22 protein-coding genes are annotated in these 23,894 nt (G+C 40.7%); 12 read left to right on the top strand and 10 right to left on the bottom strand.

The window, feature by feature from the left end; genetic code table 11:
- Nucleotides 1–551: 551 nt before the first annotated feature.
- Nucleotides 552–1,442: a WYL domain-containing protein gene (locus OCV82_RS08995; protein WP_154044111.1), complete on the bottom strand. Its 891-nt coding sequence runs from the start codon at nucleotides 1,440–1,442 to the stop codon at nucleotides 552–554.
- A 319-nt stretch (nucleotides 1,443–1,761) separates the two neighbouring features.
- Here OCV82_RS08995 and ileS point away from each other — a divergent pair, with 319 nt between their 5' ends.
- From ileS to OCV82_RS08970, 5 genes are all read left to right on the top strand, one after another.
- The gene (ileS, locus tag OCV82_RS08990; protein WP_154044110.1) at nucleotides 1,762–5,247 is read left to right on the top strand and encodes an isoleucine--tRNA ligase; all 3,486 of its coding nucleotides are present in this window, start codon (nucleotides 1,762–1,764) and stop codon (nucleotides 5,245–5,247) included.
- A gap of 70 nt (nucleotides 5,248–5,317) precedes the next feature.
- The gene (locus OCV82_RS08985) at nucleotides 5,318–5,698 is read left to right on the top strand and encodes a TraR/DksA family transcriptional regulator (protein ID WP_154044109.1); all 381 of its coding nucleotides are present in this window, start codon (nucleotides 5,318–5,320) and stop codon (nucleotides 5,696–5,698) included.
- A 109-nt stretch (nucleotides 5,699–5,807) separates the two neighbouring features.
- Entirely contained in the window at nucleotides 5,808–6,440 is a 633-nt protein-coding gene (locus OCV82_RS08980; RefSeq protein ID WP_154044108.1) for a lipoprotein signal peptidase, read from the top strand.
- 16 nt (nucleotides 6,441–6,456) lie between these two features.
- A complete protein-coding gene (locus OCV82_RS08975) occupies nucleotides 6,457–7,380 on the top strand; it encodes a DUF4296 domain-containing protein (protein ID WP_154044107.1) in 924 nt (307 codons plus the stop codon).
- A gap of 7 nt (nucleotides 7,381–7,387) precedes the next feature.
- Nucleotides 7,388–7,759 carry a hypothetical protein gene (locus tag OCV82_RS08970; protein ID WP_154044106.1) on the top strand — a complete coding sequence of 124 codons (372 nt, stop codon included), beginning with the start codon at nucleotides 7,388–7,390 and terminating at the stop codon, nucleotides 7,757–7,759.
- On the opposite strand, the gene OCV82_RS08965 is transcribed toward OCV82_RS08970, so the two are convergent.
- On the bottom strand, nucleotides 7,756–8,508 hold the full coding sequence (locus OCV82_RS08965; RefSeq protein WP_154044105.1) for a TrmH family RNA methyltransferase: 753 nt from the start codon (nucleotides 8,506–8,508) through the stop codon (nucleotides 7,756–7,758). The two genes, OCV82_RS08970 and OCV82_RS08965, sit on opposite strands and share 4 nt — an antisense overlap.
- Before the next feature lie 152 nt (nucleotides 8,509–8,660).
- Between OCV82_RS08965 and tamL the strand changes: the two genes are divergently transcribed.
- The 4 genes from tamL to OCV82_RS08945 all read left to right on the top strand — a co-directional run bounded on the left by tamL (nucleotide 8,661) and on the right by OCV82_RS08945 (nucleotide 13,540).
- Nucleotides 8,661–10,964 (top strand): translocation and assembly module lipoprotein TamL, encoded by a 2,304-nt coding sequence (tamL, locus tag OCV82_RS08960; RefSeq protein WP_154044104.1) that lies wholly within the window; start codon nucleotides 8,661–8,663, stop codon nucleotides 10,962–10,964.
- 28 nt (nucleotides 10,965–10,992) lie between these two features.
- On the top strand, nucleotides 10,993–11,235 hold the full coding sequence (locus tag OCV82_RS08955; RefSeq protein ID WP_154044103.1) for a DUF6965 family protein: 243 nt from the start codon (nucleotides 10,993–10,995) through the stop codon (nucleotides 11,233–11,235).
- A gap of 66 nt (nucleotides 11,236–11,301) precedes the next feature.
- Nucleotides 11,302–13,065 carry an aspartate--tRNA ligase gene (gene aspS / locus OCV82_RS08950; protein ID WP_154044102.1) on the top strand — a complete coding sequence of 588 codons (1,764 nt, stop codon included), beginning with the start codon at nucleotides 11,302–11,304 and terminating at the stop codon, nucleotides 13,063–13,065.
- 85 nt (nucleotides 13,066–13,150) lie between these two features.
- The gene (locus OCV82_RS08945; protein WP_154044101.1) at nucleotides 13,151–13,540 is read left to right on the top strand and encodes a GtrA family protein; all 390 of its coding nucleotides are present in this window, start codon (nucleotides 13,151–13,153) and stop codon (nucleotides 13,538–13,540) included.
- A 16-nt stretch (nucleotides 13,541–13,556) separates the two neighbouring features.
- On the opposite strand, the gene OCV82_RS08940 is transcribed toward OCV82_RS08945, so the two are convergent.
- The 3 genes from OCV82_RS08940 to OCV82_RS08930 all read right to left on the bottom strand — a co-directional run bounded on the left by OCV82_RS08940 (nucleotide 13,557) and on the right by OCV82_RS08930 (nucleotide 15,992).
- Nucleotides 13,557–13,985: an amino acid-binding protein gene (locus OCV82_RS08940; protein WP_154044100.1), complete on the bottom strand. Its 429-nt coding sequence runs from the start codon at nucleotides 13,983–13,985 to the stop codon at nucleotides 13,557–13,559.
- 13 nt (nucleotides 13,986–13,998) lie between these two features.
- Nucleotides 13,999–15,312 carry a phenylacetate--CoA ligase family protein gene (locus OCV82_RS08935; protein WP_154044099.1) on the bottom strand — a complete coding sequence of 438 codons (1,314 nt, stop codon included), beginning with the start codon at nucleotides 15,310–15,312 and terminating at the stop codon, nucleotides 13,999–14,001.
- Nucleotides 15,313–15,479: 167 nt separating this feature from the next.
- The gene (locus tag OCV82_RS08930; protein ID WP_154044098.1) at nucleotides 15,480–15,992 is read right to left on the bottom strand and encodes a UpxY family transcription antiterminator; all 513 of its coding nucleotides are present in this window, start codon (nucleotides 15,990–15,992) and stop codon (nucleotides 15,480–15,482) included.
- Nucleotides 15,993–16,250: 258 nt separating this feature from the next.
- Here OCV82_RS08930 and OCV82_RS08925 point away from each other — a divergent pair, with 258 nt between their 5' ends.
- The 3 genes from OCV82_RS08925 (at nucleotide 16,251) to OCV82_RS08915 (ending at nucleotide 19,513) form a co-directional block, all read left to right on the top strand.
- On the top strand, nucleotides 16,251–16,826 hold the full coding sequence (locus OCV82_RS08925) for a bifunctional nuclease family protein (RefSeq protein WP_154044116.1): 576 nt from the start codon (nucleotides 16,251–16,253) through the stop codon (nucleotides 16,824–16,826).
- A gap of 241 nt (nucleotides 16,827–17,067) precedes the next feature.
- Nucleotides 17,068–17,775 carry a TIGR02757 family protein gene (locus OCV82_RS08920; protein WP_154044096.1) on the top strand — a complete coding sequence of 236 codons (708 nt, stop codon included), beginning with the start codon at nucleotides 17,068–17,070 and terminating at the stop codon, nucleotides 17,773–17,775.
- A 175-nt stretch (nucleotides 17,776–17,950) separates the two neighbouring features.
- Entirely contained in the window at nucleotides 17,951–19,513 is a 1,563-nt protein-coding gene (locus OCV82_RS08915; protein ID WP_154044095.1) for an ATP-binding protein, read from the top strand.
- Between the two features lie 21 nt (nucleotides 19,514–19,534).
- Here the strand turns inward: OCV82_RS08915 and OCV82_RS08910 are convergent, their stop codons facing one another.
- The 5 genes from OCV82_RS08910 to OCV82_RS08890 form a co-directional block, all read right to left on the bottom strand.
- Nucleotides 19,535–20,068: a phosphatase PAP2 family protein gene (locus tag OCV82_RS08910; protein ID WP_154044115.1), complete on the bottom strand. Its 534-nt coding sequence runs from the start codon at nucleotides 20,066–20,068 to the stop codon at nucleotides 19,535–19,537.
- A gap of 74 nt (nucleotides 20,069–20,142) precedes the next feature.
- A complete protein-coding gene (locus tag OCV82_RS08905; protein WP_154044094.1) occupies nucleotides 20,143–20,523 on the bottom strand; it encodes a diacylglycerol kinase family protein in 381 nt (126 codons plus the stop codon).
- 7 nt (nucleotides 20,524–20,530) lie between these two features.
- A complete protein-coding gene (locus OCV82_RS08900; protein WP_154044093.1) occupies nucleotides 20,531–21,286 on the bottom strand; it encodes an exodeoxyribonuclease III in 756 nt (251 codons plus the stop codon).
- A 101-nt stretch (nucleotides 21,287–21,387) separates the two neighbouring features.
- Nucleotides 21,388–22,071 (bottom strand): porin family protein, encoded by a 684-nt coding sequence (locus OCV82_RS08895; RefSeq protein WP_154044092.1) that lies wholly within the window; start codon nucleotides 22,069–22,071, stop codon nucleotides 21,388–21,390.
- Nucleotides 22,068–23,864: a PBP1 and LysM peptidoglycan-binding domain-containing protein gene (locus OCV82_RS08890; protein WP_154044091.1), complete on the bottom strand. Its 1,797-nt coding sequence runs from the start codon at nucleotides 23,862–23,864 to the stop codon at nucleotides 22,068–22,070. The genes OCV82_RS08895 and OCV82_RS08890 overlap by 4 nt, the downstream gene beginning before the upstream one ends.
- Between the last annotated feature and the right edge of the window lie 30 nt (nucleotides 23,865–23,894).

Below are 23,894 nucleotides of genomic sequence, written 5' to 3'. Positions count from 1 at the left end.
CTTCATTTTTGTACAATATTGGTTATGGGTACAAAAATATAAAGAATCAAGACTGAGTTCTGACGGGGTTTACTGAATGCTTACAATGTATTAGTGCTGATTAAAAGTAATCCTCCGGTAAAGTACGTATTGCAAAATAGAAAAAAATAGTCCCGAGTCGGCACGATTCGTTCATATTCGCCTTCGAGTCGGGACTAATAGCATCAAATTATATCAATTCGGCACAGATTTGTTATAATTTCGCCCAGTTCCTTGGAAGATGTTCTGTCATATACTTTTTATCCCTTTTATAATACGGTATTTTCCTCAGTATTTCCTCCATCCATACTTTAGGGTTAATTTATGTATTTTTGTATTGTTGTGATTTTGAGCAGAGTAAGGAGGCGCAAAAGTGTGAAATTGGATTTGTAAATGTGGTGATTTGTCTAACTAAATGAATAATGAATATGTTTTGTAGTTAGAATTAGCTTTTGAATGCTGTTTGCAAAATAGTTGCAAATGTTTTGCAAGGGTTTGGTGGTTGTCGCAAATTTTGCGACAACCTGATTTTTTTATTTATACAATTCGTTCATCTCGTCAATAGTCTTGCGTATTTCTTTAATCAGACAGTCAGGACTGAGAACCTGAAGGCTGGAACCGTATGATAATAGTTCCTGAACCAGGTCGAGAGTGATTTTTATATGCATCTTAAAGATGATAAAATTTTCATCGTGAGATATTACTTCCTGTGTATGGTGCAGCGGTCTTGTCTGTATGTACTGGCCTTGCTTGGTAGTGAACTTTAAAAGTATATCGTGGGCTTTGGTGTTTTCTTCGCCATGGATAATCCCGAAATTGTCATTATATAATACCTGTGGATAGTTCTTTTCCTTCATCGTGAAACTTTTGTCGCTTATGGTTGCACTGTCCATCCTGTCGAGTGAATATACACGTAGGGCATTTCTCTCGTGGCAATGGCCGATCAGATACCATCTCTGGCGGAAAAATTTAATGAAGTAAGGTTCTACAATGAAGCTCTGTGCATCCATCCAGTACGAATGATAGGTGATGTTTATGCACTTGCTACGTGACATGGCGTCGGTTATAGCATCAAGATGTTCCTCACCTCCGAAAGTAGTTTCGAGGATGATTCTGTCGGCAAGGCGTTTACGTCTGGAAATAACATCTGTGGATGATGCAGCCTGTATAAGCCACTGGTTTATAGGGGAGTTGTTTATTTCCTCAGGATACTCGATATAATATTCGTTTGTGCTGCGGTTGCAATTGATGTTGATGTCGAACATCTCTTCGGCTTTTCGTTTGTACGACATGAAGGTGTTACGGTGCAATGTAATGCTGTAGTCAGCATTGTGTGCTCTCCATTCTTCCTGGATTTCATTAAGTGTCATTCTTTTTCTTCTTAGAAGTAGATTGACAAGCCAAATACATATTCTATTCTTCATAAATTCAGCTTTTTATGATAATGTTGCAAATTTACGGAATGTATGCACCGAAAACAAGTGCAAGCGATAACTTCTATAAAATAGGTTTCAGGATGAGATGTCAGAGAAGAAAAATCTTACTTATGATTTTAAGGACGGTTTTCGCTTTGTTTCAGATATGAAAAAAGATAAACAGCATTAACCCACAATTTTTATTCTTTTTGCAAAGCTTTTGAAAACCTTTTCTTTTTATTCTCTATTTTTTCTTATAAATTTGCAGCCTAAATTTAGGAAGGCTATATGCCAAGATATAAGATAATTAGATAAAACAACATAAACTATGAGTAGTAAATTTACTGAATATTCTCAGCTGAACCTGTCTGAGGTGAATAAAGAAGTGCTGAAGAAATGGGATGAGAATGATGTATTCTCAAAGAGTATGACTGAACGTGAAGGCTATCCTTCGTTTGTTTTCTATGAAGGACCTCCATCGGCTAACGGTATGCCGGGTATTCACCACGTTATGGCTCGTACTATTAAGGATACGTTCTGCCGTTTCAAAACCATGAAAGGTTTTCAGGTTAAGCGTAAGGCTGGATGGGATACACACGGATTGCCGGTTGAACTTGGTGTTGAAAAGGCTCTGGGTATTACTAAAGAGGATATCGGTAAGACTATCTCTGTGGCAGAATATAATCGTCATTGCCGCACTGATGTCATGAAATTTACCAAGGAATGGACTGACCTGACTCATAAGATGGGTTACTGGGTGGACCTTGAAAATCCTTATATCACATATGATAACCGTTACATCGAGACTTTGTGGTGGCTCCTGAAGCAGCTTTACGGAAAAGGCTTGTTGTACAAAGGTTATACAATACAGCCATATTCTCCTGCTGCCGGTACAGGACTTAGCTCTCACGAACTTAACCAGCCTGGTTGCTACCGTGACGTGAAGGATACAACTGTTGTAGGACAGTTCAAGATGAAGAACCCGAAACCTGAAATGGCTCAGTGGGGTACTCCTTATTTCATAGCTTGGACTACTACTCCTTGGACATTGCCTTCAAACACAGCTCTTTGCGTTGGTCCGAAGATTGACTACGTGGCCGTACAGACTTACAACGGTTATACAGGTGAGAAGATGACTGTAGTTCTGGCAAAACCTCTTCTTTACACTCATTTCAACAAGAAAGCTGAAGATATAGCTCTTGAAGACTATAAGCCGGGCGACAAGCTTATCCCGTTCAAGGTGGTAGGCGAGTACAAAGGTACTGACCTTGTAGGTATGGAATACGAACAGCTTATCCCATGGGTTAAGCCTGTTGAGGCTACAGTTGATGGATGGGTTGAGGCATCTGCTAAGGCTTTCCGCGTAATCCCTGGTGATTATGTAACAACAGAAGACGGTACAGGTATCGTACATATCGCTCCTACATTCGGTGCCGACGACGCCAATGTGGCTCGTGCAGCAGGAATTCCTTCACTGTTCATGATTAACAAGAAAGGCGAGACTCGTCCTATGGTTGACCTTACAGGTAAGTTCTATCTGTTGGACGAACTTGATGAGGCTTTCGTGAAGGAATGTGTAAATGTTGACGCTTATAAAGAATATCAGGGACGTTGGGTTAAGAATGCATACGACCCTCAGTTCACGGTTGACGGCAAGTATGACGAAAAAGCTGCTCAGGCTGCTGAATCGCTTGATATCTATATCTGCATGATGATGAAGCAGAACAATCAGGCATTCAAGATTGAGAAGCATGTACACAACTATCCTCACTGCTGGCGTACAGACAAACCGGTGCTTTACTATCCGCTGGACAGCTGGTTTATCCGTTCTACTGCAGCTAAAGACCGTATGATAGAACTGAACAAGACTATCAACTGGAAACCAGAATCAACTGGTACAGGACGTTTCGGCAAGTGGCTTGAAAACCTGAACGACTGGAACTTGAGTCGTTCTCGTTATTGGGGTACTCCTCTTCCAATCTGGCGTAACGATGAAGGCGAAGAATTGTGTATCGGTTCTGTAGAAGAACTTTATAATGAAATAGAAAAGTCTGTAGCTGCTGGCTTCATGACAGAAAATCCATATAAGAAGCTTGGTTTCGTTCCAGGACAGTACAGCAAGGAAAACTACGATAAGATAGATCTGCACCGTCCTTACGTTGACGATATCATCCTTGTTTCTGAAAGCGGCAAGCCGATGAAACGTGAATCAGACCTTATCGACGTTTGGTTCGACTCTGGTGCTATGCCATATGCACAGCTTCACTATCCGTTCGAAAACAAGGAAATAGTTGACAACCGTTCTTACTATCCTGCCGATTTCATTGCTGAAGGTGTTGACCAGACTCGTGGATGGTTCTTTACACTTCATGCAATCGCTACTATGGTGTTCGACAGTGTGGCTTACAAGAATGTTATCTCTAACGGTCTTGTACTCGACAAGAACGGTAACAAGATGTCTAAGCGTCTTGGTAATGCAGTCGATCCGTTCGCTACAATCGAGAAGTTCGGTTCAGACCCATTGCGCTGGTACATGATTACAAATGCTTCTCCATGGGATAACCTGAAGTTCGATACTGAAGGTGTGGACGAAGTGAGACGTAAATTCTTCGGAACACTTTACAATACATATTCATTCTTTGCACTTTATGCAAATGTCGATGGTTTCTGCTATGCAGAGAAAGATGTACCGATGGAAGAACGTCCTGAAATCGACAGATGGATATTGTCATTGCTCAACTCTTTGATTAAGGATGTTGATGCTTGCTATAATGATTATGAACCAACCAAGGCAGGTCGTCTGATTACAGACTTTGTGAACGACAATCTGAGTAACTGGTATGTACGTCTGAACCGTAAGCGTTTCTGGGGAAGCTCAATGTCAACAGACAAGCTTTCTGCTTATCAGACTCTGTATGTATGTCTTGAGACAGTTGCCAAACTGATGGCTCCTATAGCTCCGTTCTATGCAGACCGTCTGTATATGGATCTTGTAAATGTTACAGGACGCGACAATGTGGTTTCTGTTCACCTTGCTAAATTCCCTGTTGCCGACGAAAGTCTGATAAACAAGGAACTTGAAGCACGTATGCAGATGGCACAGGATGTCACTTCAATGGTACTTGCACTTCGCCGTAAGGTAAATATCAAGGTGCGTCAGCCGCTGCAGTGTATCATGGTTCCTGTTGTTGACGAAGATCAGAAACGTCATATCGAGGCTGTTAAGGATTTGATCCTTAGTGAAGTTAACGTTAAGGAAATCAAGTTCGTTGAAGGAGCGTCAGGCGTATTGGTCAAGAAAGTTAAGTGTGATTTCAAGAAACTTGGTCCTAAGTTCGGAAAACAGATGAAAGCTGTAGCTGCTGCTGTTGCAGAAATGTCGCAGGAAGCTATAGCAGAACTTGAAAAGAACGGTTCTTACACATTTGCTCTTGATGGAGGTAACGCAGTTATTGAAACTGCCGATGTTGAAATCTTCAGCGAAGACATTCCGGGATGGCTTGTTGCCAACGAAGGTCGTCTGACTGTGGCTCTTGAAGTGACTATAACTGAAGAACTCAGACGCGAAGGTATAGCACGTGAACTTGTAAATCGTATTCAGAACATCAGAAAGAGTAGCGGATTTGAAATAACTGATAAAATAAATATCACTTTATCAAGAAATTCCAACACTGATGATGCTGTAAATGAATATAATAATTATATTTGCAACCAAGTTTTGGCTAACTCACTTGAATTGGCAGATGAAGTTGCCGAAGGTACTGAACTTAACTTTGACGACTTCTCTCTGTTTGTGAAGGTTACCAAACAGTGATAAATGTTCTCATCTGCCGGGTGTCGTAACATTTGGCAGGTACTATTATTAATTTTAAAACTTAAACACTATGGCTGAGAAAACAAGGTATTCTGACGCAGAACTCGAAGAGTTCCGTGCCATTATAATGGAAAAGCTTCAGCTCGCAGAACGCGACTATGAGAAACTTAAAAGCAGCATTATGAATGCTGACGGTAATGATACAGACGATACATCACCTACGTATAAAGTATTGGAAGAAGGTGCCAGCACTTTGTCGAAGGAAGAAACAACACGTCTGGCATCTCGTCAGCTTAAATTTATTCAGAACCTGCAGGCAGCTTTGGTACGTATAGAAAACAAGACATACGGTATTTGCCGTGAAACAGGTAAGCTGATATCTAAGGAACGTCTTCGTGCAGTACCACATGCAACATTAAGTATCGAAGCTAAACAACAAGGAAAGAAGTAATTTTTATTATTTTATGAAATTGAGAATCGAAGTATTTCGGTTCTCAATTTTTTAGGATTATTTTCAGGTTTATGGTGTTTTAAGTTTTACAGACAACATAGGTATTGATATGAACAGAATTTTTTCTCAAGGCAGAATGTCTGCCGCCATAGTGGTGGCGGTATTGATTATCGACCAGATAATTAAGATATGGGTTAAAACATCAATGTTCCTGCATCAGAATTATAAGATAACAGACTGGTTTTATATTTATTTCACCGAAAACAATGGAATGGCTTTCGGTCTGGAAATATTTGCCAAACTTTTTCTCACCATTTTCCGTATTGTAGCGGTTATATTGATTACATGGTATATATCCAAGATTGTGCGTCAGCCTGAAAAAGTGAAAAACGGATACATAGTCTGCCTGTCATTGGTGCTTGCCGGAGCGATAGGCAATATTATCGACTGTGTGTTTTATGGAGAAATTTTCAGCGAGAGTACCAGAACTCAGATAGCAAATTTCGTACCTCTGGGTGAAGGGTATGCCGATTGGCTGCACGGTAAGGTTGTCGATATGTTTTATTTCCCGATAATTGATACTTATTGGCCTGACTGGATGCCGTTTGTCGGGGGCGAGCATTTCATATTTTTCAGTCCTATATTTAATTTTGCCGATGCTGCAATTAGTTGCGGAATCATAGCATTGCTTGTTTTTTATAGCAAATATCTTAATTCTTTGTCTCATACAGATAAAAAATAACCAATACACATATATAATGAAGAAGTATTTACGTTTATTGTTTTTTGTAGCTGTCGTGTTTTTGGTATCTTGTGGAAAACAGATACCTGGTGATATTATACAGCCGTCAGAAATGGAAGAGCTGCTATATGACTATCACCTGGCTCTTACTATGGGCAATGATTTGAGTTATACAGAAAGATACAAACGTGAATCTTATAAGAATTATGTGTTCAAGAAACATGGTGTGACCGAAGCTGAGTTTGACTCTTCGATGGTTTGGTACACCAGAAACAGCAAGATGCTTACAGATATATACAAGAACTTGCAGAAACGTTATGAGATGGAAGAAGAGCAGATGAGGTCTGAACTGAACAAGCGAAGCGGACAGATTTCCGTATCCTTGTCTGGAGATTCTGTTGATGTATGGTCGGATAGAAACCTTTATTGGCTTACGTCATCACCTCTTACAAACAGGCTTATGTTTGACCTCAAGGCGGATACTACATTCCATGAAAATGATATTCTGGTATTCGAAGCCGATTATAAGTTCCTTTCATATGTTCAGAACAGTGCAAAGGCTGTAGTGGCAATGAATATAACATTCAAGAACGACAGCACCCTGGGAGTTTCCAAAGTGATAGAAAAATCAGGTAAGGAGCAGCTTGTTCTCAGTCCTGACTCTGCTTATGAATATAAGAGTGTCAATGGATTTGTGTATTTCAGCAATCCTGACAGTGCAGACGTTTCAGTTCTTGTTAACAATATCAGACTTGTGCGTTACAGAAAGGGCAGTTATAATGTCCGTTCTTCAAATGCTCCTGCAGCCGTATCGAAAGAGCCCAAGGAAAGACGTGTAAAATCCGAAGAAGAAAAAACGGAAAAGGAAGAACTACGCGTATCCGACAGAAAAGTCAGGGTAATGGCAGAGCCTCAGGAAATAAAACAGGTGGCAAAATGATTGTACGATGAGAAAGTTTGCTTCCCATAGGTTATATATTCCTCATTTGGACTTATTACTTAGAAATCATACTGTAGAGATTGACGATACAGGTCAAGTCGTTAGGTATTATCCGTTTGAAGGAGAAACCTGTTTCACTGAATGGCTTAACGGATTGATAGTGTTGTCATGTGATTCTCCTGAGATTTCTTTTGATTCAAGACATGATTCTGTAGCTTCTTCTACGGTATTGTTCGTAGATGAGAATAAAAATATCAGGAGTGTATTATCTGAAAATTCCGATAATTCACTCCTGACATTAAATGCATATTATGTAACCATGTTTAATGTTTCTGATATGTCTTTCTCGAAAGAAAGCAGAATCATACGTTTAGGTTAGAGTTGTCGTCTTCTGAATTCCGAACATACGATGGCTGTTGCTATTGCCACGTTTAGCGAGTCCGTCGTCTCGTTTCCCTGCGGGTAGTTTGGTATCAGAATTCTTTTGTTTATAAGTGCCGATACCTCTTTGCTTATTCCGTTTCCTTCATTTCCCATTACTATAAGTCCGTTGGCCGACAGTTCGCTTTCATATATGTTGTTCCCGTCAAGAAAAGTGCCGAAAACAGGTACGTCGTCAAGGTCTGAAATAAGTTTTTTAATGTCGCAGTAATGTATCTTTACCCTTGCCAGAGCTCCCATGGTTGCCTGTACAGTCTTCGGGCTGAAAGCATCTGCCGTACCATGCGAACAGAATATGTTTTTTATTCCGAACCAGTCGGCTATCCTTATTATTGTTCCCAGGTTTCCAGGATCTTGTATGTCGTCAAGCGCCAGACATAATTCTTTTTTAGGATTATCGTTCGATGCCTCATAGTGAGGCATTTCGAATATAGCCAGAACATCCTGTGGAGTTTTAAGCAGACTTGCACGCGACAACTCTTCTTTTTCTACTGCTATTGTTTCATCTGCATTAATGTTTTTGTTAGAATCCAGCCACTGCGAAGTAGCTACCAGAAGTTTGCATTTGAAGTGTGCCGAAAGTTCTGAAACAAGTTTGTTGCCTTCTGCCAGAAATACTCCGTTCTCCTTTCTGTTCTTTTTCATCTCCAGCGAACGGATGAATTTTATTTTGTTTTTACTGAGCATATTTGTATTTGAAATGTTTTGTCGGCAAAGCTAAGAAGATATTTTTAATTAATTGTTATCTTGCCGTTTATAAATTATATAAATTCATCCCTTACTATGTGTTGTTAGTGGATTTTTTGTACATTTGCAAATAAATTTGTTTACTTTTCGGAATGGTAGATTTGGTTCGTAAATATATATATATCGTAGTTACGGCATTATTGCTCGTCGGGTGTTCCGTAAGTAAATTTGTTCCTGAAGGAAAATATTTGCTCGATGAGGTGCATATCAGCAGTGACAATAAGGAAATCAAGTCCTCCGAAATGTATTCCTACGTACGTCAAAAGCCAAATTCCAAATGGTTTAGTCTAGTCAAGCTTCCAATGTACATATATTGTTCGTCTGGCAAGGATTCTACAAAATGGATTAATAAGATTCTTCGTAAGATGGGCGATGCTCCAAGGATATACGATGCCCGTGTAGCCGAGGAAACCCGTATGCAGATACTTGGTGCTGTTCAGAATAAGGGTTATCTTGGTGCTCAGGTATCTCTTGAAGAAAAGATAAAAAAGAACAAGCTTGACACATATTACAGGATATCATCCGGTAAGCCGTATATCATATCTTCCATAGATTATAATGTAGAGGATTATGTTATCAGAGATCTGCTTATGAATGACTCAATACATAGCGGACTGAAAGTGGGAGAGAGGTTTGACGTAAACCAGCTTGAAGAGGAAAGAAACAAGATTACCCAATTTCTGTTGAATAGGGGATATTATCGTTTTAACAAAGACTATATTACTTTTCAGGCAGACACAGTGAACGGAACTTACCGCATAGATCTTACTATGAATATAGGTCTGAACAATATGCCCAACAGTTCCGAGACTTCATTGCATCGTCAATACAGCATCAGAAATGTCAATTATCTTATGGATGTAGATTATTCTCCCAATAATGGGGTTAATCTTGATACGATGTCTTACGGAGGAATAAATATCCTATATGACAAGAAACTGTTCTTGCGTCCAGGGGTTATTGACTCACACAACAGATTTGTTTCTGGGAAACTGTATTCTAACCGTGATGTAATGTCCACTTATTCTTCTTTGTCAAGATTGGGAATATTGAAATATTCTAACATAAGGTTTGTCGAACATCTGGAGAATGATTCTGCTTATCTTGACGCTTTTGTATCTTTGTCAAAAAACAAAAACAAGATGCTTTCTTTTCAGGTAGAAGGAACCAACTCTGCAGGTGATTTGGGAGCTGCAGCTTCAGTAACATATACACATCGTAATCTGTTCAAGGGTTCCGAGACTTTTACAATCAAGGTGAGAGGTGCGTACGAGGCTGTTACGGGACTTGAAGGTTATGCCAACAATAACTATACTGAATATGGAGTGGAGAGCAGTTTGGACTTCCCGGAATTTATGTTCCCTTTCCTGACATCGGATTTCAAAAAAAGAGTAAATGCGAAATCGGAAGTAAGCATAAAATATAATTGGCAGATCAGGCCGGAATTCGAGCGTACATTGGCTTCTGCAGCATGGAGCTACAGATGGAATAGTGGAAGAAGGGCCAATCACAGACTCGATGTGCTTGACATAAACTATATCTATATGCCGTACAGGTCGAACACCTTCATTGAATATCTTAATTATATGGACGAAGTCAATCCGTTGCTGAGATATAGTTATGAAGATCTGTTTATAGTAAGGCTAGGCTATACATATACGTATAACAGTGCCGGAGTCACAACCCAGCAGACAGCCAAGAAAAGTTCATATTCCATACGTTTCAATATCGAAGAATCAGGTAATCTGATATATGGATTTTCAAAACTGATACATAAAAAGCCTTCGGATGGAGAATCCTTCAGGATGGGTAACATCAGTTTTGCACAATATGTGAAAACAGATTTCGATTTCGCCAAGAATATCATGATTGATGATAGAAACTCACTTGTACTCCATATAGCTACAGGAGTGGCAATACCATATGGCAATTCAAAGAGTTTGCCTTTTGAAAAGCTCTATTTCTCGGGAGGTGCAAATAGTGTGAGAGGATGGAGTGTGCGTTCGTTGGGGCCAGGCAGGTATCATGGTAATTCAGGATCATTGGATTATGTGAATCATACAGGAGATATAAAACTGGACCTGAACGTAGAATACAGGACACATTTGTTCTGGAAACTGAATGGAGCAGCATTCATCGATGCCGGAAATGTATGGACTCTGAAAAGCAGATATTCGGATGATACCGGTCAGTTTGCATTCAACCGTTTCTATAAGGAAATTGCGGTGTCATACGGTCTTGGAGTACGTTTTGATTTGGATTTCCTGATATTGAGATTTGATGGAGGTATGAAGGCTATAAATCCTATGGAAAGTGGAGCTGACAGATTTCCTGTGATCAAGCCCGATTTCTCTCGTGATTTCGCGTTCCACTTTGCGGTGGGATATCCTTTCTAATTAATTCAGATAAACAAAAAAAAGTAATATGGCAAAAATAACATTGAAGTTATACACGCATGAAGAGCTTCTTGAACTGGAGGAATGGTTTAAAAAAATAGATCTTCCGGAGTCTATACAGCTTGATAAGGCTACTTATATCCCGGATTTGAAAGATACGATAAACCGACTTTTTGTACAGGCTGAGATAAATTATGAAAATCCTAAGATGCAGGGAGCCATATATCTTCTGGAACGCCTAAAGGCAAAGCTGGAAGAAACTCAAAAGTGAATATAATTGCATAAGTCAAAAACATGTACTAACTTTGTCGTTCAAAAGATTAAAAATACTCTTAATATGTTTAGAAGTCATACTTGTGGCGAGTTGAGACTTGCCGATGCAGGCAAAAATGTTACGCTTTCCGGATGGGTACAGCGTACACGTAAGATGGGAGGAATGACATTCGTTGACCTCCGCGACCGTTATGGTATCACACAGTTGGTTTTCAATACCGATGTGAATGCCGACCTTTGTGAAAAAGCCAATCATCTGGGACGTGAGTTCGTTATTCAGGTAAAAGGTACCGTGAACGAACGTTCAAGCAAAAACAATAATATTCCTACAGGTGATATCGAAATCATCGTTTCTGAGCTTAACATTCTGAATTCTGCTCAGACTCCTCCTTTCACTATCGAAGATAATACTGATGGTGGCGATGACCTTCGTATGAAGTACCGTTACCTTGACCTTCGTCGTACGGCTGTTCGCAAGAACTTGGAATTGCGTCACCGCATGACAATGGAAGTACGCCGTTATCTTGACAGCAAAGGATTCCTTGAAGTGGAAACTCCTATGCTTATCGGTTCTACTCCGGAAGGTGCGCGCGACTTTGTCGTTCCGTCACGTATGAACCCGGGACAGTTCTATGCACTTCCACAGTCACCTCAGACATTGAAGCAGCTGTTGATGGTTTCAGGTTTCGACCGTTATTTCCAGATTGTGAAATGTTTCCGCGACGAAGACCTTCGTGCTGACCGTCAGCCTGAGTTTACTCAGATTGACTGCGAGATGAGCTTCGTTGAACAGGAAGATATTATCAACATGTTTGAAGGTATGGCAAAACACTTGTTCAAGGAATTGCGCGGTGTTGAGCTTACTGAACCGTTTATCCGTATGCCTTGGGCAGATGCAATGAAATATTACGGTAGCGACAAACCTGACTTGCGTTTCGGAATGAAGTTTGTTGAATTGATGGACATCCTCAAAGGTTATGGTTTCTCTGTATTTGATAATGCTGCATATATCGGTGGTATCTGTGCCGAAGGTGCCGCTACATATACACGCAAGCAGCTTGACCAGTTGACTGAATTCGTTAAACGTCCTCAGATCGGTGCTAAGGGATTGGTTTATGCACGTGTTGAGGCTGACGGTAATGTGAAGTCAAGCGTTGACAAGTTCTATTCACAGGAAGTACTGCAGAAGATGAAAGAAGCATTCGGTGCAAAACCGGGCGATTTGATTCTTATCCTCAGCGGTGACGATGTGATGAAAACTCGCAAGCAGCTTTGCGAACTCCGTCTTGAAATGGGTAACCAGTTGGGATTGCGCGACAAGAACAAGTTTGCTTGTCTGTGGGTTGTTGACTTCCCGATGTTCGAATGGAGCGAAGAAGAAGGCCGCTTGATGGCTATGCACCACCCATTCACTCATCCTAAGGATGAAGATATCGCACTTCTTGACACTGATCCGGCAGCTGTACGTGCGGATGCATACGATATGGTTATCAACGGTGTTGAAGTAGGAGGTGGTTCTATCCGTATCCACGACTCTCAGCTTCAGGCCAAGATGTTCGAAATTCTTGGATTTACTCCTGAAAAGGCACAGGAACAGTTTGGCTTCCTGATGAACGCCTTCAAGTTCGGTGCACCTCCTCACGGTGGTCTTGCATACGGTCTTGACCGTTGGGTATCACTCTTTGCCGGTCTGGATTCAATCCGCGACTGTATAGCATTCCCTAAGAACAACTCAGGAAGAGACGTTATGCTTGATGCTCCTGGTTATCTTGACCAGAAACAGCTTGACGAGCTTAACCTGGTAGTTGACATCAAGGAAAAAAACTGATAAAACTTCTTTAAATATAATTAGGCACGGATATAGGTGTGTTTGGATTATACCTGTTTCCGTGCCGTATTTTTGAATTTCATTAATGAAAGAAACAGTACGTATCATAAGGTTTGTCATAGTGGGTACTCTCAATGCGGTGATTGCTGCGTTGGTGGTATGGGTGCTTATGCATATTTGCAGACTTGACTATATGATAGCCAATATTTCTGCATATACGGCCGCACAGATAAACAACTTCCTTTGGTGCAAGTACTGGATTTTTCCTTTGGACAAGGAAACAAAAAAGAACAGCATCCAGCGTCAGATACTGTTCTTCCTTATAGCTTTTGTCATGGCCTACAGCGCCCAGTTTGTGTTCCTTCTTGTATTGGTGGAGCTTCTTCATATCAATGAATATCTTGCCCAGTTCCTTGGACTCTTTGTATATGGCGCTGTAAATTTTATAAGCAACAAGATGATTACTTTCAAGTAATTCATATTGCATTTGTTTATGCCATATTGTACAAGTCTTTATCTTCCAGATAACTCATATTGTTCTTTGTAATCACATCTCTTGTCTTTTCAGCATCGTCTGTGCGGAACACAAGGATGCCTTTTCCTGCCAGTAGGAACGAATACAGGTATGATATGCCTATGCCTGCGTCTGTGAAACTCTTTATTGCATCGGCAGCTCTTCCCGGATAATTGTCGAGTGTTATGGCAAATACTTCCGAAACATTTGCTGAAATTCCAGCCTTGCTTAGTGTCTGAAAGGCTCTTTCAGGATCGGAGCATATTATTCTGTAGATTCCGTATTCCACAGTGTCGGAAATGGTAGAGGCTATTAACTGAATTTCTGCCTCTTTCAGCAGTTCGAGAACTTTTAGGAGAGTTCCCGATTTATTTTCTACAAAAACAGATAATTGATGTACTGTCATGATGTATATGTCTTTAAATTAATGTTTTACGTAAATCTTTCACTCTCACAGCTTTTCCTTCCTGTTTTGGCAGACTTCCCTTCGGTACCAGTTTTACGATTGGGGTAATCAGAATTTCGTCTTTCAGCTGGCGAGTAATTTCCTTTGTAAGTTTCTGCAGTGAGCCGAAATCGTCGGTAAATTCGTTCAGTTCCACTTCTACCGTCATCTCGTCGTTAGCATCGAGGTTGGTGAGTGTAATCAGATAGTCGGAACCAAGCTCCTTGAATTGCATCAGTATGGTTTCTATCTGGATAGGGAAGATGTTTACTCCCTTCAGTATTATCATGTCGTCACTTCTTCCCTTCATGCGGTCAAGGCGTCTGTGATGGCGTCCGCACTTGCATTCTCCTGGAAGGAATCTTGTAAGGTCTCTTGTTCTGTATCTTAACAGTGGCATTGCCTCACGGTTTATTGTTGTAAGGACAAGTTCGCCCACTTCGCCGTCTGGCACAGGTTCCAGTGTTTCCGGATCTACTATTTCAACTATATAATAGTCCTCCCATATGTGCAGACCGTTCTGTTCTGTACATTCGAAAGCCACTCCCGGACCGCACATTTCTGACATTCCGAAGGAGTTGTATGCCTTCACTCCGAGCATTTTTTCTATTCTTTTCCTTTGTTCTTCAGAGTGTGGTTCGGCACCTATTATCAGTGTTCTCAATTTTGTATCCTTAACCGGGTCTATACCCATTTCTTCCATAACCTCATGCAGACGCCCTGCATAGCTTGGTATGGCGTGAAGTGCTGTGGTTCCGAAGTCTGTTATGAATTTAATCTGTCTTTTTGTGTTTCCTGCCGCAGCCGGTACAGTCAGCATTCCAAGTCTTTCAGCGCCATACTGAAATCCCAATCCACCGGTAAACATACCGTATCCGGATGAGTTCTGGAATATATCTCCGGCTCTCAGTCCAACCATGTGCAGACAGCGTGCCACGGCATTTGCCCATTCGTCAAGGTCTTTTTGTGTATGGAGTATTACTGTAGGTGTTCCTGTCGTACCGCTTGATGAATGTAGTCTTACCACATCCTTCAGTGGTACTGCAGCAAGCCCGTAAGGATAGTTGTCGCGCAAATCCTGTTTGGTCGTGAACGGTATTTTTCTTATGTCGTCAAGTGATTTTATATCTTCAGGTTTCAGATTACACTCTTCGAATCTTTTCTTATAGAAAGGAGAGTTCATGCAATGTTTTACTGTCTTTTTCAGTCTTTCCAGTTGCAGCTTCTCTATTTCCTCTCTCGTCATTGTTTCCATCTCCGGATGGAGATATTTGCAGTTGTTTTCCATTATGACAATTATTTGTAAGGTTTATGTTTTTATCGGAATATTATTCTGAAATGTTATGTTGAAATTCCTATGACTGCAAAATTAGAAAAAATCATCAAAACAGCAAGGAAAAATTTCATTTTTACTGTTTTGATGATTTAATAATATCAATTTGTCTTCAATATGCGTTAGTTTTCTATCTTTTTTAAGTATCCTACCGGCATTTCCACTATTGCACACCCCAGCATATTCAGTCTGACTGATACCTGACATTTTCCGTCTGTTTCCATCAGTTCTCCTTTCAGTCCGTTCAGAGGTCCTTTTATAACCTCTACCTTTTCTCCGGGTTTAAGTGTTTCTGTAGTGAAAGAGACTGCACTTTCCGAATAGTCCAGCATAAACATGAATCGTTCCATCTCGTCATCCCTTATAACAGCCGGTTTGTGGGTTGTCCGGTCTATCATCGTACCGTTTATTGATGGTATGGTCTTCAAAATCTCAATTCTTGTTTTTTCATCCGTATTTATAAATATCATCATAGGTATTACCACTTCCTTTACCTTCTTTTTTCTGTCACTCCACTGTTTTACCCTTTCCTGTAGTGGTAGGAAGTTTCTTATACCCATATTATAAAGTTTTTCAGCTGTTTTTTTTTCGTGATGCATCTTTACATACATCGCATACCAGTGATTATTTTCCATCTTGTTCTTTATAAGTGGTTTAATAGTCGTTAGATTACCGTTCAATATATTCTACGGCGTATAAATCAATACAAATGTATAAATAAAAATCAATACCGTTATTTAAATCTGTAAAACTTTCTTTTTTGTTTGATGATATTATTCAGCCGAATATAGTATATACTATGTTTTTTTTATTAATTTTGTTCTATTATAAGTTTTGCTGTTGATTGTAAAATAGCAGCAAAATGTCATTTTAATCATATAAGGAGTTTATATATGAATGAAGTTGAGCTTCGTATAATAGGAGTGTCGGATTTGTTAAGGCCTTCTACATCGCATGCGTTGATATTGGAAGAAGTGTTTGGTTATGAAGAGAAAAGACGTTTGGCTTTGATTATAGGGGATAGGGAGGCTGCGGATATCAGGTTATGTATGCACAATTATGATACCCCCCGTCCTATGACTTTCGATTTGATGAATTCTATAATAACAGAAGCCGGTATGATAGTGGAAAAGGCTGTAATTTATGATGTGGACGGTGGTATATTCAGTTCATATATATATTTCACACGTTCTGACGGAAGTGAATTTAAAGTTGATTCCCGTACAACCGATGCTTTTTCCATGTCTTTAAAGATGGGTTTTCCTGTATATGTTCTTGAGGATTTGCTGGAAAAAGAAAAAATCCGTATCGTTAGTGCCGACGGTGCAGGCTTCAGTATGCCTCTTAATTCTGTAGGGACAGATATGCTGAAATTGGATTTGCAAGCGGCTATCAATAACGAGGATTATGAAAGGGCAGCAATGCTAAGAGATGAAATATCCAGAAGGGAGGGGAATAATAAGTGTTAATAAATATATTATAAAGCTATGATAAATTTTCCTATTATAAAATAAAGTTAAATATATGGGTTTTTCTTGATGTTTTATATGTTACATAACATAAAACCCGTATATTTGCACTGTGTTTTTCATGGTATTAGATTTAAGGTTAATGAAGATTGGGAGTCTGGGAAGATTCCCTTTTTTTATGCCTCATATTTTGCCGGAAAAACTACAGTTCATTTTTTTGAAACGTATCAACCGGATTATTATGGAAACAGAAACTATAAAATTATTGAAAGAGTGGGCAGCCACTTACCATTGTGCATCGTTCATTCCCGACGATCCTGTACAGTTCCCTCACAGATATACCGAACAGTGTGACATAGAGATTTCAGGTCTGCTTACGGCTGTCCTCAGCTTCGGCAACCGCAAGATGATACTCCGCAAGGCGGACGAGCTGGACGCCATCATGGGACATTCACCTTTGCAGTATATCCTTTCTGAGAAATGGAGAGATGATTTCCGTGCCGACGACAAAAGCAGTTTCTACAGGATGGTGTCGCATTCCGATTTCCGTTTTTATCTTGAAAAACTTTATTCTGTCTATTCCGAAGGAAAGACTTTGGAAGACAAACTTTTGGAATATGCCGGAACACCTATGCAGAAACTATGCGCGTTTCTTGAGGTGTCCGACCGTTCGCCTCAGAAAAAGCTAAACATGTTCCTGCGCTGGATGGTGCGTCAGGACTCGCCGGTTGACTTCGGTGTGTGGAAAAGAATGTCTGCCTCCGACCTGATTATCCCTCTTGATACCCACGTATGCCGTGTGGCGCATCTTCTCGGTCTTACGGACAAGCCTGTGTTCTCACTCACAAACGCCAAAAGAATAACGAACGCCTTAGCCGAGATATTTCCCGGTGACCCTTGTATGGGCGATTTCTCTCTCTTCGGCTATGGGGTGAACAACAAGGATTAATAAGATATGTACAATCTATCCAATAACTGTACTTTTAGTTCAGTAATGAATGATTGAAAATGTGGCAGAAGAAATCATCAGTTCTTTTTATTTTTCTGCCTATTTTTGTATCTTTGTTCCAAACGTACATCGGTTTTGTTCCTAATTATTAATTTTTAATTCTTAATTGACCGACATGAAATATCCCATAGGAATCCAGAGTTTTGAACGTATAATCGAAGACGGTTATGTCTATATCGACAAGACCGACCTTATATACAGTCTTACCCACGGTGGCAGCATTTATTTTCTTAGCCGTCCGCGCCGTTTCGGTAAAAGCCTTCTTGTCTCCACACTGAAGAACTATTACCTGGGGAATAAGGAACTTTTCAAGGGATTGAAGATAGACCGTTTGGAGAAGGACTGGAATGTGCATCCTGTGTTTCATGTGGATTTCAACGGGGCGAATTTCACTCAGGCTGGTGTTTTGGAGACCATGCTTGATGATTATATTGATAAATGGGAAAAACAGTATGATATTCATACTGATCCGGGACTTGGGGTAGGACTTCGTTTTCGTGATATACTTTGCGCTGTACATGAGCAAACAGGCCGTCGTGCCGTAGTCCTTATAGACGAGTACGATAAGCCTATCCTTGATGTGCTTGATGTTGATACATTATTGGAAGACAGTCACCGCAATGTTCTTAAGGCATTCTATTCCGTGTTTAAGGTAGCAGACAGTCATCTCCAGTTCGTACTTCTTACCGGCGTGACCAAATTCTCTCAGGTGAGTGTGTTCAGCGGTTTCAACCAGCCTAAGGATATCAGTATGGATGCCCGTTACGAGACACTTTGCGGTATCACACAGGAAGAGCTTGACGGCTATTTTGTCGATCCTATATCTGCCATGGCTGAAAGAAACCGTTGCTCTTTTGAGGAAATGAAATCTCTTTTAAAACAGAAATACGACGGTTACCATTTCAGCGACAATATGACTGATGTCTATAATCCGTTCAGTCTGCTCAATGCCTTAGATAGTCTTCGTCTTCAGGATTATTGGTTCAGTTCTGGAACTCCTACGTACTTGATTCGTCTGCTTGCTCATTTCAAGGAGAACATGAATGAACTGACAGGCAGATATTATAGCCCGGAAGAATTCATTGATTATAAGGCCGATGTGGAACAGCCTTTACCCATGATTTACCAGAGCGGATACCTGACCATCAAGGACTACAATATGCGCCGTAATACTTTTCTTCTTGATTTTCCGAATAATGAGGTAAAGAACGGTTTTCTTACTGCCATTGCTACATCTTATCTACAGCCTAAGAAGCGTGTTGAGGGTTGGATTTTTGATGTGCTGGATACTTTGGAGGGTGGCGATACCGACAGACTGTGCAGCCTTTTCACCTCATTTCTTTCGAGCATCCCTTATACTATGCGCCGCAAGGATGATGAGAGGGAGCGCGAACGCTATTTCCAATATACATTCTACCTGATTCTCCGCCTGATAAGCGTCTATACGGTTTATGTTGAGAAGCAACAGAGTCACGGTCGTGTGGACTGTGTGCTGGAAACGCCTCAATATGTGTATATCTTCGAGTTCAAACTCGACGGAACTGCTGAAGAGGCCTTGCGTCAGATAGAAGAAAAGGGTTATGCTGGTGAATACGCCTCAGATACACGTACACTTTATAAGATAGGTGCGAGTTTCTCTTCCGAAACAGGAACGATAGGAGATTGGAAAACAGTCTGATGAAAATAAATATTACCTTTATCAGAAATTCATTGAAGCATAAACGCCGTAATGACGGTCACCTGCTACAGGGCTTATCGTAAGATTATGTTTCTTTGCAAATGGTCGTGTGAATATGTATGAGCTGGCTGTACCTATAACGGCTCCTGCCGCAACATCCCACCAGTCATGTTTCTTGCCATAAACGCGACTCCAGCCTACATACGTTGACAGTACATATGCCGGTGCTCCCCATTTCCAGCCATAGCGACGCTGGATGAAAGACGCTGCCGCGAATGATACTGACGTATGCATGGAAGGGAAGGAGTGGAAATCGCTATGGTCAGGACGTTCTTTCTTTACGGCATATTTCAGTGCGTATGTCACTCCCAGTGTGGTTATGCCTGAAAATACTCCTTGTTTCAACCCCTGCCAATCCTTGTTTATAAGAATGGCTGTCAGTCCGGCTACAGGCAAAAGCACTGCACCTATATCGCCTGATGTTCGGACTGCCTTACGGCTACCGGTAATTTCGATGGTTTGTGCGCTTATGGAGAATGACAGCAGGCAAACCATAAATAATATGCTGATTCTTTTAATCATATTCTCTTTATCATTTTGTATAGAAACGCAAACTTCAGCGTGTCTGTTTAGCTGAATATTTCCATTATTTTAGGTATAAATATAATCAGTCCGACTATGGCTGCTGATATGGCAAGTATAAGCACTGCTCCTGCAGCAAGATCCTTGGTACGTTTGATAGCTTCATTATATCCCGGTGAAACAAGATCTGCAATGGCTTCTATTGACGAGTTTACAGCTTCTGCTGCAAGTACTGTGCCTATGGCGAAAGTTACAGCTATCCATTCAGTAGTGGATATGTCGAAAGCAAATCCTGCTATTATTACGCATACAGCCGCAAAACAATGTATCCATGCATTGTGTTCACGGGTAATGAGCAATATTATGCCGTTAAAGGCAAACTTGAAGCTCTTCAGCCTTTTTTTGAGTGTAAACCCGTCGTTCTTCATCTCTATATTATAAATCGATGGTTACTTCCACCGGACAGTGGTCCGAACCGAATATTTCTGTATGTATTTTTGCTCCCTGAAGTTTATCAGCAAGGCGTGCAGAAGCCACGAAATAGTCAATACGCCACCCTGCGTTCTTTTCGCGTGCCTTGAAACGGTATGACCACCAGGAATAGATATTCTCCATGTCAGGATAGAAATGGCGGAAAGTATCAATGAAACCGGCATCGAGTAATGTCTGGAATTTTTCTCTTTCCTGGTCGGTAAATCCGGCATTCATGCGGTTAGTCTTTGGATTTTTCAGGTCTATTTCCTTGTGTGCTACATTCAGGTCTCCGCAAACCAGTACCGGTTTTTTGCTGTCAAGGTTCTTGATGTATGCCCTGAAATCGTCTTCCCATGTCATTCGGTAGTCAAGACGTTTCAAACCGTCCTGTGAATTAGGGGTATATACTGTTACAAGGAAGAAGTTTTCCATTTCGAGTGTTATCACACGTCCTTCGTGGTCATGTTCGTCAATGCCTATGCCGTATGTTACGTTCAGAGGCTGGTGACGAGTGAATATTGCTGTACCTGAATAGCCTTTCTTTTCGGCATAATTCCAGTATGATGTGTATCCTTCGAAACTGAGGTCAAGTTGTCCTTCCTGCATCTTTGTTTCCTGCAGGCAAAAGAAATCGGCATCAAGTGCCTTGAATGAATCACGGAAACCCTTGTCGCAGCAGGCGCGGATTCCGTTTACGTTCCATGAAATAAGGCGCATATTTAATTAATAATTAAGAATTAATAATTGAAAGTTACGGGTTGTTGGTTGTTAGTTGTCATAACCATTCGGACAGAAACTAACAACTAAAAACTAACATCTCACTTCGTTATATCAAAAAGATAAGTGATTTTACCGCATATGTAAGTATGTGCTGAACGTGAGAAATAATCTTTTTTTGTTGTGTTGAAGAAATCGCTAAGTCCGAAATAGTATCTGCCTTCAAGAAGAAAATGTCCTATGCCGGTACGTATCTCCAGACCTCCACCTCCAATCAGTCCATAGTCGAAACCGTTTTCTGCAGCTTTGCCGTATTGCTCATTTTGTATTGAAGGAATGGCATGAGTTTCCTTTTCATTAAGAAGGAAACCTATTTGCGGACCGAGGTTAAGGATGAAACGTGCTCCGTTGCCATATTCTTTTCCGAACGCCAGATGAGCCATGAGCGGTATTTCTACATAGTTCATAGCTCGTTGATAGCTGTCACCACTTCCGTCTTCTATCACCTCTTTCCATCCACGCTGGGAGTAGTTGACCTCCGCCTGAATACCGCAAATCATGCTGAAATATTTCTCTGATATATATCTGGCGGTAAATCCCATTTGCGGGCCTATTAAGTAACCTTGTTTTATTCTTGGGGAGAAATCAACGTTTCCCAGATTGACTCCTCCGCTTATACCTACGGAAAAGTTATGTTTCTGTTCCTGCAACTGAGCGTTGGCTGTAGAAACATTAAGGCCAAGGATAATACCAAGCAAATAGAGTATATATATTTTTTTTATCATTCAAAGTCAAGTTTTATCAGTTCATAATCCTTAGAGAAGTGTACGAAGAATACTTTTCGGTTAATAAATCCTCCCCAGTTGTTTACCCTTTCAAACTTGAAACCGGTCTGTATAGGTGTCACCTGTATTGAGTTCAGATTTTCCTCCATCTTGTTTCCGTATTTAGACAGACCTTTTAGGAAGAAATATCCTGTGTCGTATCCCAACATTCCGTATTTCGGGTATATGTTTGCCATGTCCTTACTATACCAGCGGCGGTATGAGTTGGTGAAATGGACAGCAGCTGGGAAAAGATTGTTTGTATAGAATGACGAATAGAAATATGTATCTATTTCGTAAAAGCTTGCAAGATAGTCGTTTGTATAAGTCTGCCATTCAGGATAGCCGAACAGGTTCATCATATAGTTTGGATGTTCGCGTCGGATCTGTGTCAATTGTGGAAGAATTTTTACCAGTGCGGTACTTTTTCCTGAAGTAGGTATGAATATGTTGTTTCTCAGCGTATCCATAACAGTGGTTATCTCATAAAAATTATCAGTTACGGTAAAATCGCGATAGCTTATGCCATTGTTCCTTAATTCTGTCTTCATACCTTTGATGAACTCATCCTTTTCTCTGTCACCATTGCTTGCGTTCAGGAATATCACGTTGCTGTCGCTGAACTTGCGTGTAAAGTGTTCGTAAACCTCGGAATACAGATATGACTGTGGAGTATTTATCTGATAGATGTGAGGATTTTTGAAAACCTCATCTACCTTAGGAGCAAACGGGACTACCAGGCGTATGTTGTTATTGTCGGCGAATGTTGCCAGAACATCAATATCCTGTGCCTTTGCCGGACCGAATATTATGTCCATATTCTTCATTTCCTTTTTTGAGAGGATGCTGTTCAGGGTAGCTTCTCTTCCTTTCGTGTCGTATGTGTAAAGATCTATGGATACACCTTGTTTTTTCAGACTATCCACTGCCATAAGGAAGCCTTCGTAATATTCCACCATTCGTACTTGCTCATCCATATTGGTGCTTGTACCTGCCATAAAAGGTAACATTACTGCCGCTTTGATAGTCTTTATGTCTTTTTTCAGTTCTTCGTTCTGGCTGAAAACCTCTTCGTTGGTAAGTTCTTTTGTTGTAGGTTGTGATTCTGACTCTTGTTTCTTGTCATTCTTTCCGTATGGTATGAAAAGGAATGTACCTTTTTTCAGTTTTCCTGTCTTTAATTCAGGGTTTGCTGCTATCAATTCTTCTTCTGTTATGCCATATTCGCGGCTGATGCTGAAAATGGTTTCTTTCCTTTCCACTTTATGCATGTCTTTCCAGTCGTTCATCTTCACGTTTGTGTTCTCCTGTTCTTCGATTTTAGGAGTCTCTTTTTGTGGCTTGGAATCAGACTGTACCGGAATTATTATTACCTGTCCCGAGCGGAAATTCTCTGTACTCAGTCCTGGATTGGCTTCGCATATAGCCTGTGTGGTGACATTATATTTCACCGATAGACGGTACAAAGTCTCGCCTGCCTGTATTGTGTGGAATACAGGTTTGTCGGAGTTTGTTGTAGCTGCCTGTGGAATTTTAAGTGCAGCTCCCTCTCGGATTTGCTTGTCGCTGCCTGGATTGAGACGTACAATGTCGTCAATGGTGACATTATACATACTTGATATAGAGTATAGGCTTTGGCCTTTGGTTACTGTGTGGAGGAAATATCCGCTCTCGGCTGTAGCCTGAGCCATTACTTTGATGCTGCTTCCGGCAATGATTGCCAGTGCAAGAAATACAGATTGAATAAATTTCATTTTTCAGCTATATGATTATTTACGGGCAAA

Source organism: Bacteroides cellulolyticus, from assembly GCF_025567135.1.
Classification (GTDB): domain Bacteria; phylum Bacteroidota; class Bacteroidia; order Bacteroidales; family Bacteroidaceae; genus Phocaeicola; species Phocaeicola cellulolyticus.
This window is presented reverse-complemented; position numbering and strand designations above follow the sequence as displayed.

Excerpts from the sequence above, each read along its gene's own strand:
- OCV82_RS08995 (WP_154044111.1), bottom strand. The coding sequence starts at position 1,442 with ATGAAGAATAGAATATGTATTTGGCTTGTCAATCTACTTCTAAGAAGA.
- ileS (WP_154044110.1), top strand. The coding sequence starts at position 1,762 with ATGAGTAGTAAATTTACTGAATATTCTCAGCTGAACCTGTCTGAGGTG.
- OCV82_RS08985 (WP_154044109.1), top strand. The coding sequence starts at position 5,318 with ATGGCTGAGAAAACAAGGTATTCTGACGCAGAACTCGAAGAGTTCCGT.
- OCV82_RS08980 (WP_154044108.1), top strand. The coding sequence starts at position 5,808 with ATGAACAGAATTTTTTCTCAAGGCAGAATGTCTGCCGCCATAGTGGTG.
- OCV82_RS08975 (WP_154044107.1), top strand. The coding sequence starts at position 6,457 with ATGAAGAAGTATTTACGTTTATTGTTTTTTGTAGCTGTCGTGTTTTTG.
- OCV82_RS08970 (WP_154044106.1), top strand. The coding sequence starts at position 7,388 with ATGAGAAAGTTTGCTTCCCATAGGTTATATATTCCTCATTTGGACTTA.
- OCV82_RS08965 (WP_154044105.1), bottom strand. The coding sequence starts at position 8,508 with ATGCTCAGTAAAAACAAAATAAAATTCATCCGTTCGCTGGAGATGAAA.
- tamL (WP_154044104.1), top strand. The coding sequence starts at position 8,661 with ATGGTAGATTTGGTTCGTAAATATATATATATCGTAGTTACGGCATTA.
- OCV82_RS08955 (WP_154044103.1), top strand. The coding sequence starts at position 10,993 with ATGGCAAAAATAACATTGAAGTTATACACGCATGAAGAGCTTCTTGAA.
- aspS (WP_154044102.1), top strand. The coding sequence starts at position 11,302 with ATGTTTAGAAGTCATACTTGTGGCGAGTTGAGACTTGCCGATGCAGGC.
- OCV82_RS08945 (WP_154044101.1), top strand. The coding sequence starts at position 13,151 with ATGAAAGAAACAGTACGTATCATAAGGTTTGTCATAGTGGGTACTCTC.
- OCV82_RS08940 (WP_154044100.1), bottom strand. The coding sequence starts at position 13,985 with ATGACAGTACATCAATTATCTGTTTTTGTAGAAAATAAATCGGGAACT.
- OCV82_RS08935 (WP_154044099.1), bottom strand. The coding sequence starts at position 15,312 with ATGGAAAACAACTGCAAATATCTCCATCCGGAGATGGAAACAATGACG.
- OCV82_RS08930 (WP_154044098.1), bottom strand. The coding sequence starts at position 15,992 with ATGGAAAATAATCACTGGTATGCGATGTATGTAAAGATGCATCACGAA.
- OCV82_RS08925 (WP_154044116.1), top strand. The coding sequence starts at position 16,251 with ATGAATGAAGTTGAGCTTCGTATAATAGGAGTGTCGGATTTGTTAAGG.
- OCV82_RS08920 (WP_154044096.1), top strand. The coding sequence starts at position 17,068 with ATGGAAACAGAAACTATAAAATTATTGAAAGAGTGGGCAGCCACTTAC.
- OCV82_RS08915 (WP_154044095.1), top strand. The coding sequence starts at position 17,951 with ATGAAATATCCCATAGGAATCCAGAGTTTTGAACGTATAATCGAAGAC.
- OCV82_RS08910 (WP_154044115.1), bottom strand. The coding sequence starts at position 20,068 with ATGGTTTGCCTGCTGTCATTCTCCATAAGCGCACAAACCATCGAAATT.
- OCV82_RS08905 (WP_154044094.1), bottom strand. The coding sequence starts at position 20,523 with ATGAAGAACGACGGGTTTACACTCAAAAAAAGGCTGAAGAGCTTCAAG.
- OCV82_RS08900 (WP_154044093.1), bottom strand. The coding sequence starts at position 21,286 with ATGCGCCTTATTTCATGGAACGTAAACGGAATCCGCGCCTGCTGCGAC.
- OCV82_RS08895 (WP_154044092.1), bottom strand. The coding sequence starts at position 22,071 with ATGATAAAAAAAATATATATACTCTATTTGCTTGGTATTATCCTTGGC.
- OCV82_RS08890 (WP_154044091.1), bottom strand. The coding sequence starts at position 23,864 with ATGAAATTTATTCAATCTGTATTTCTTGCACTGGCAATCATTGCCGGA.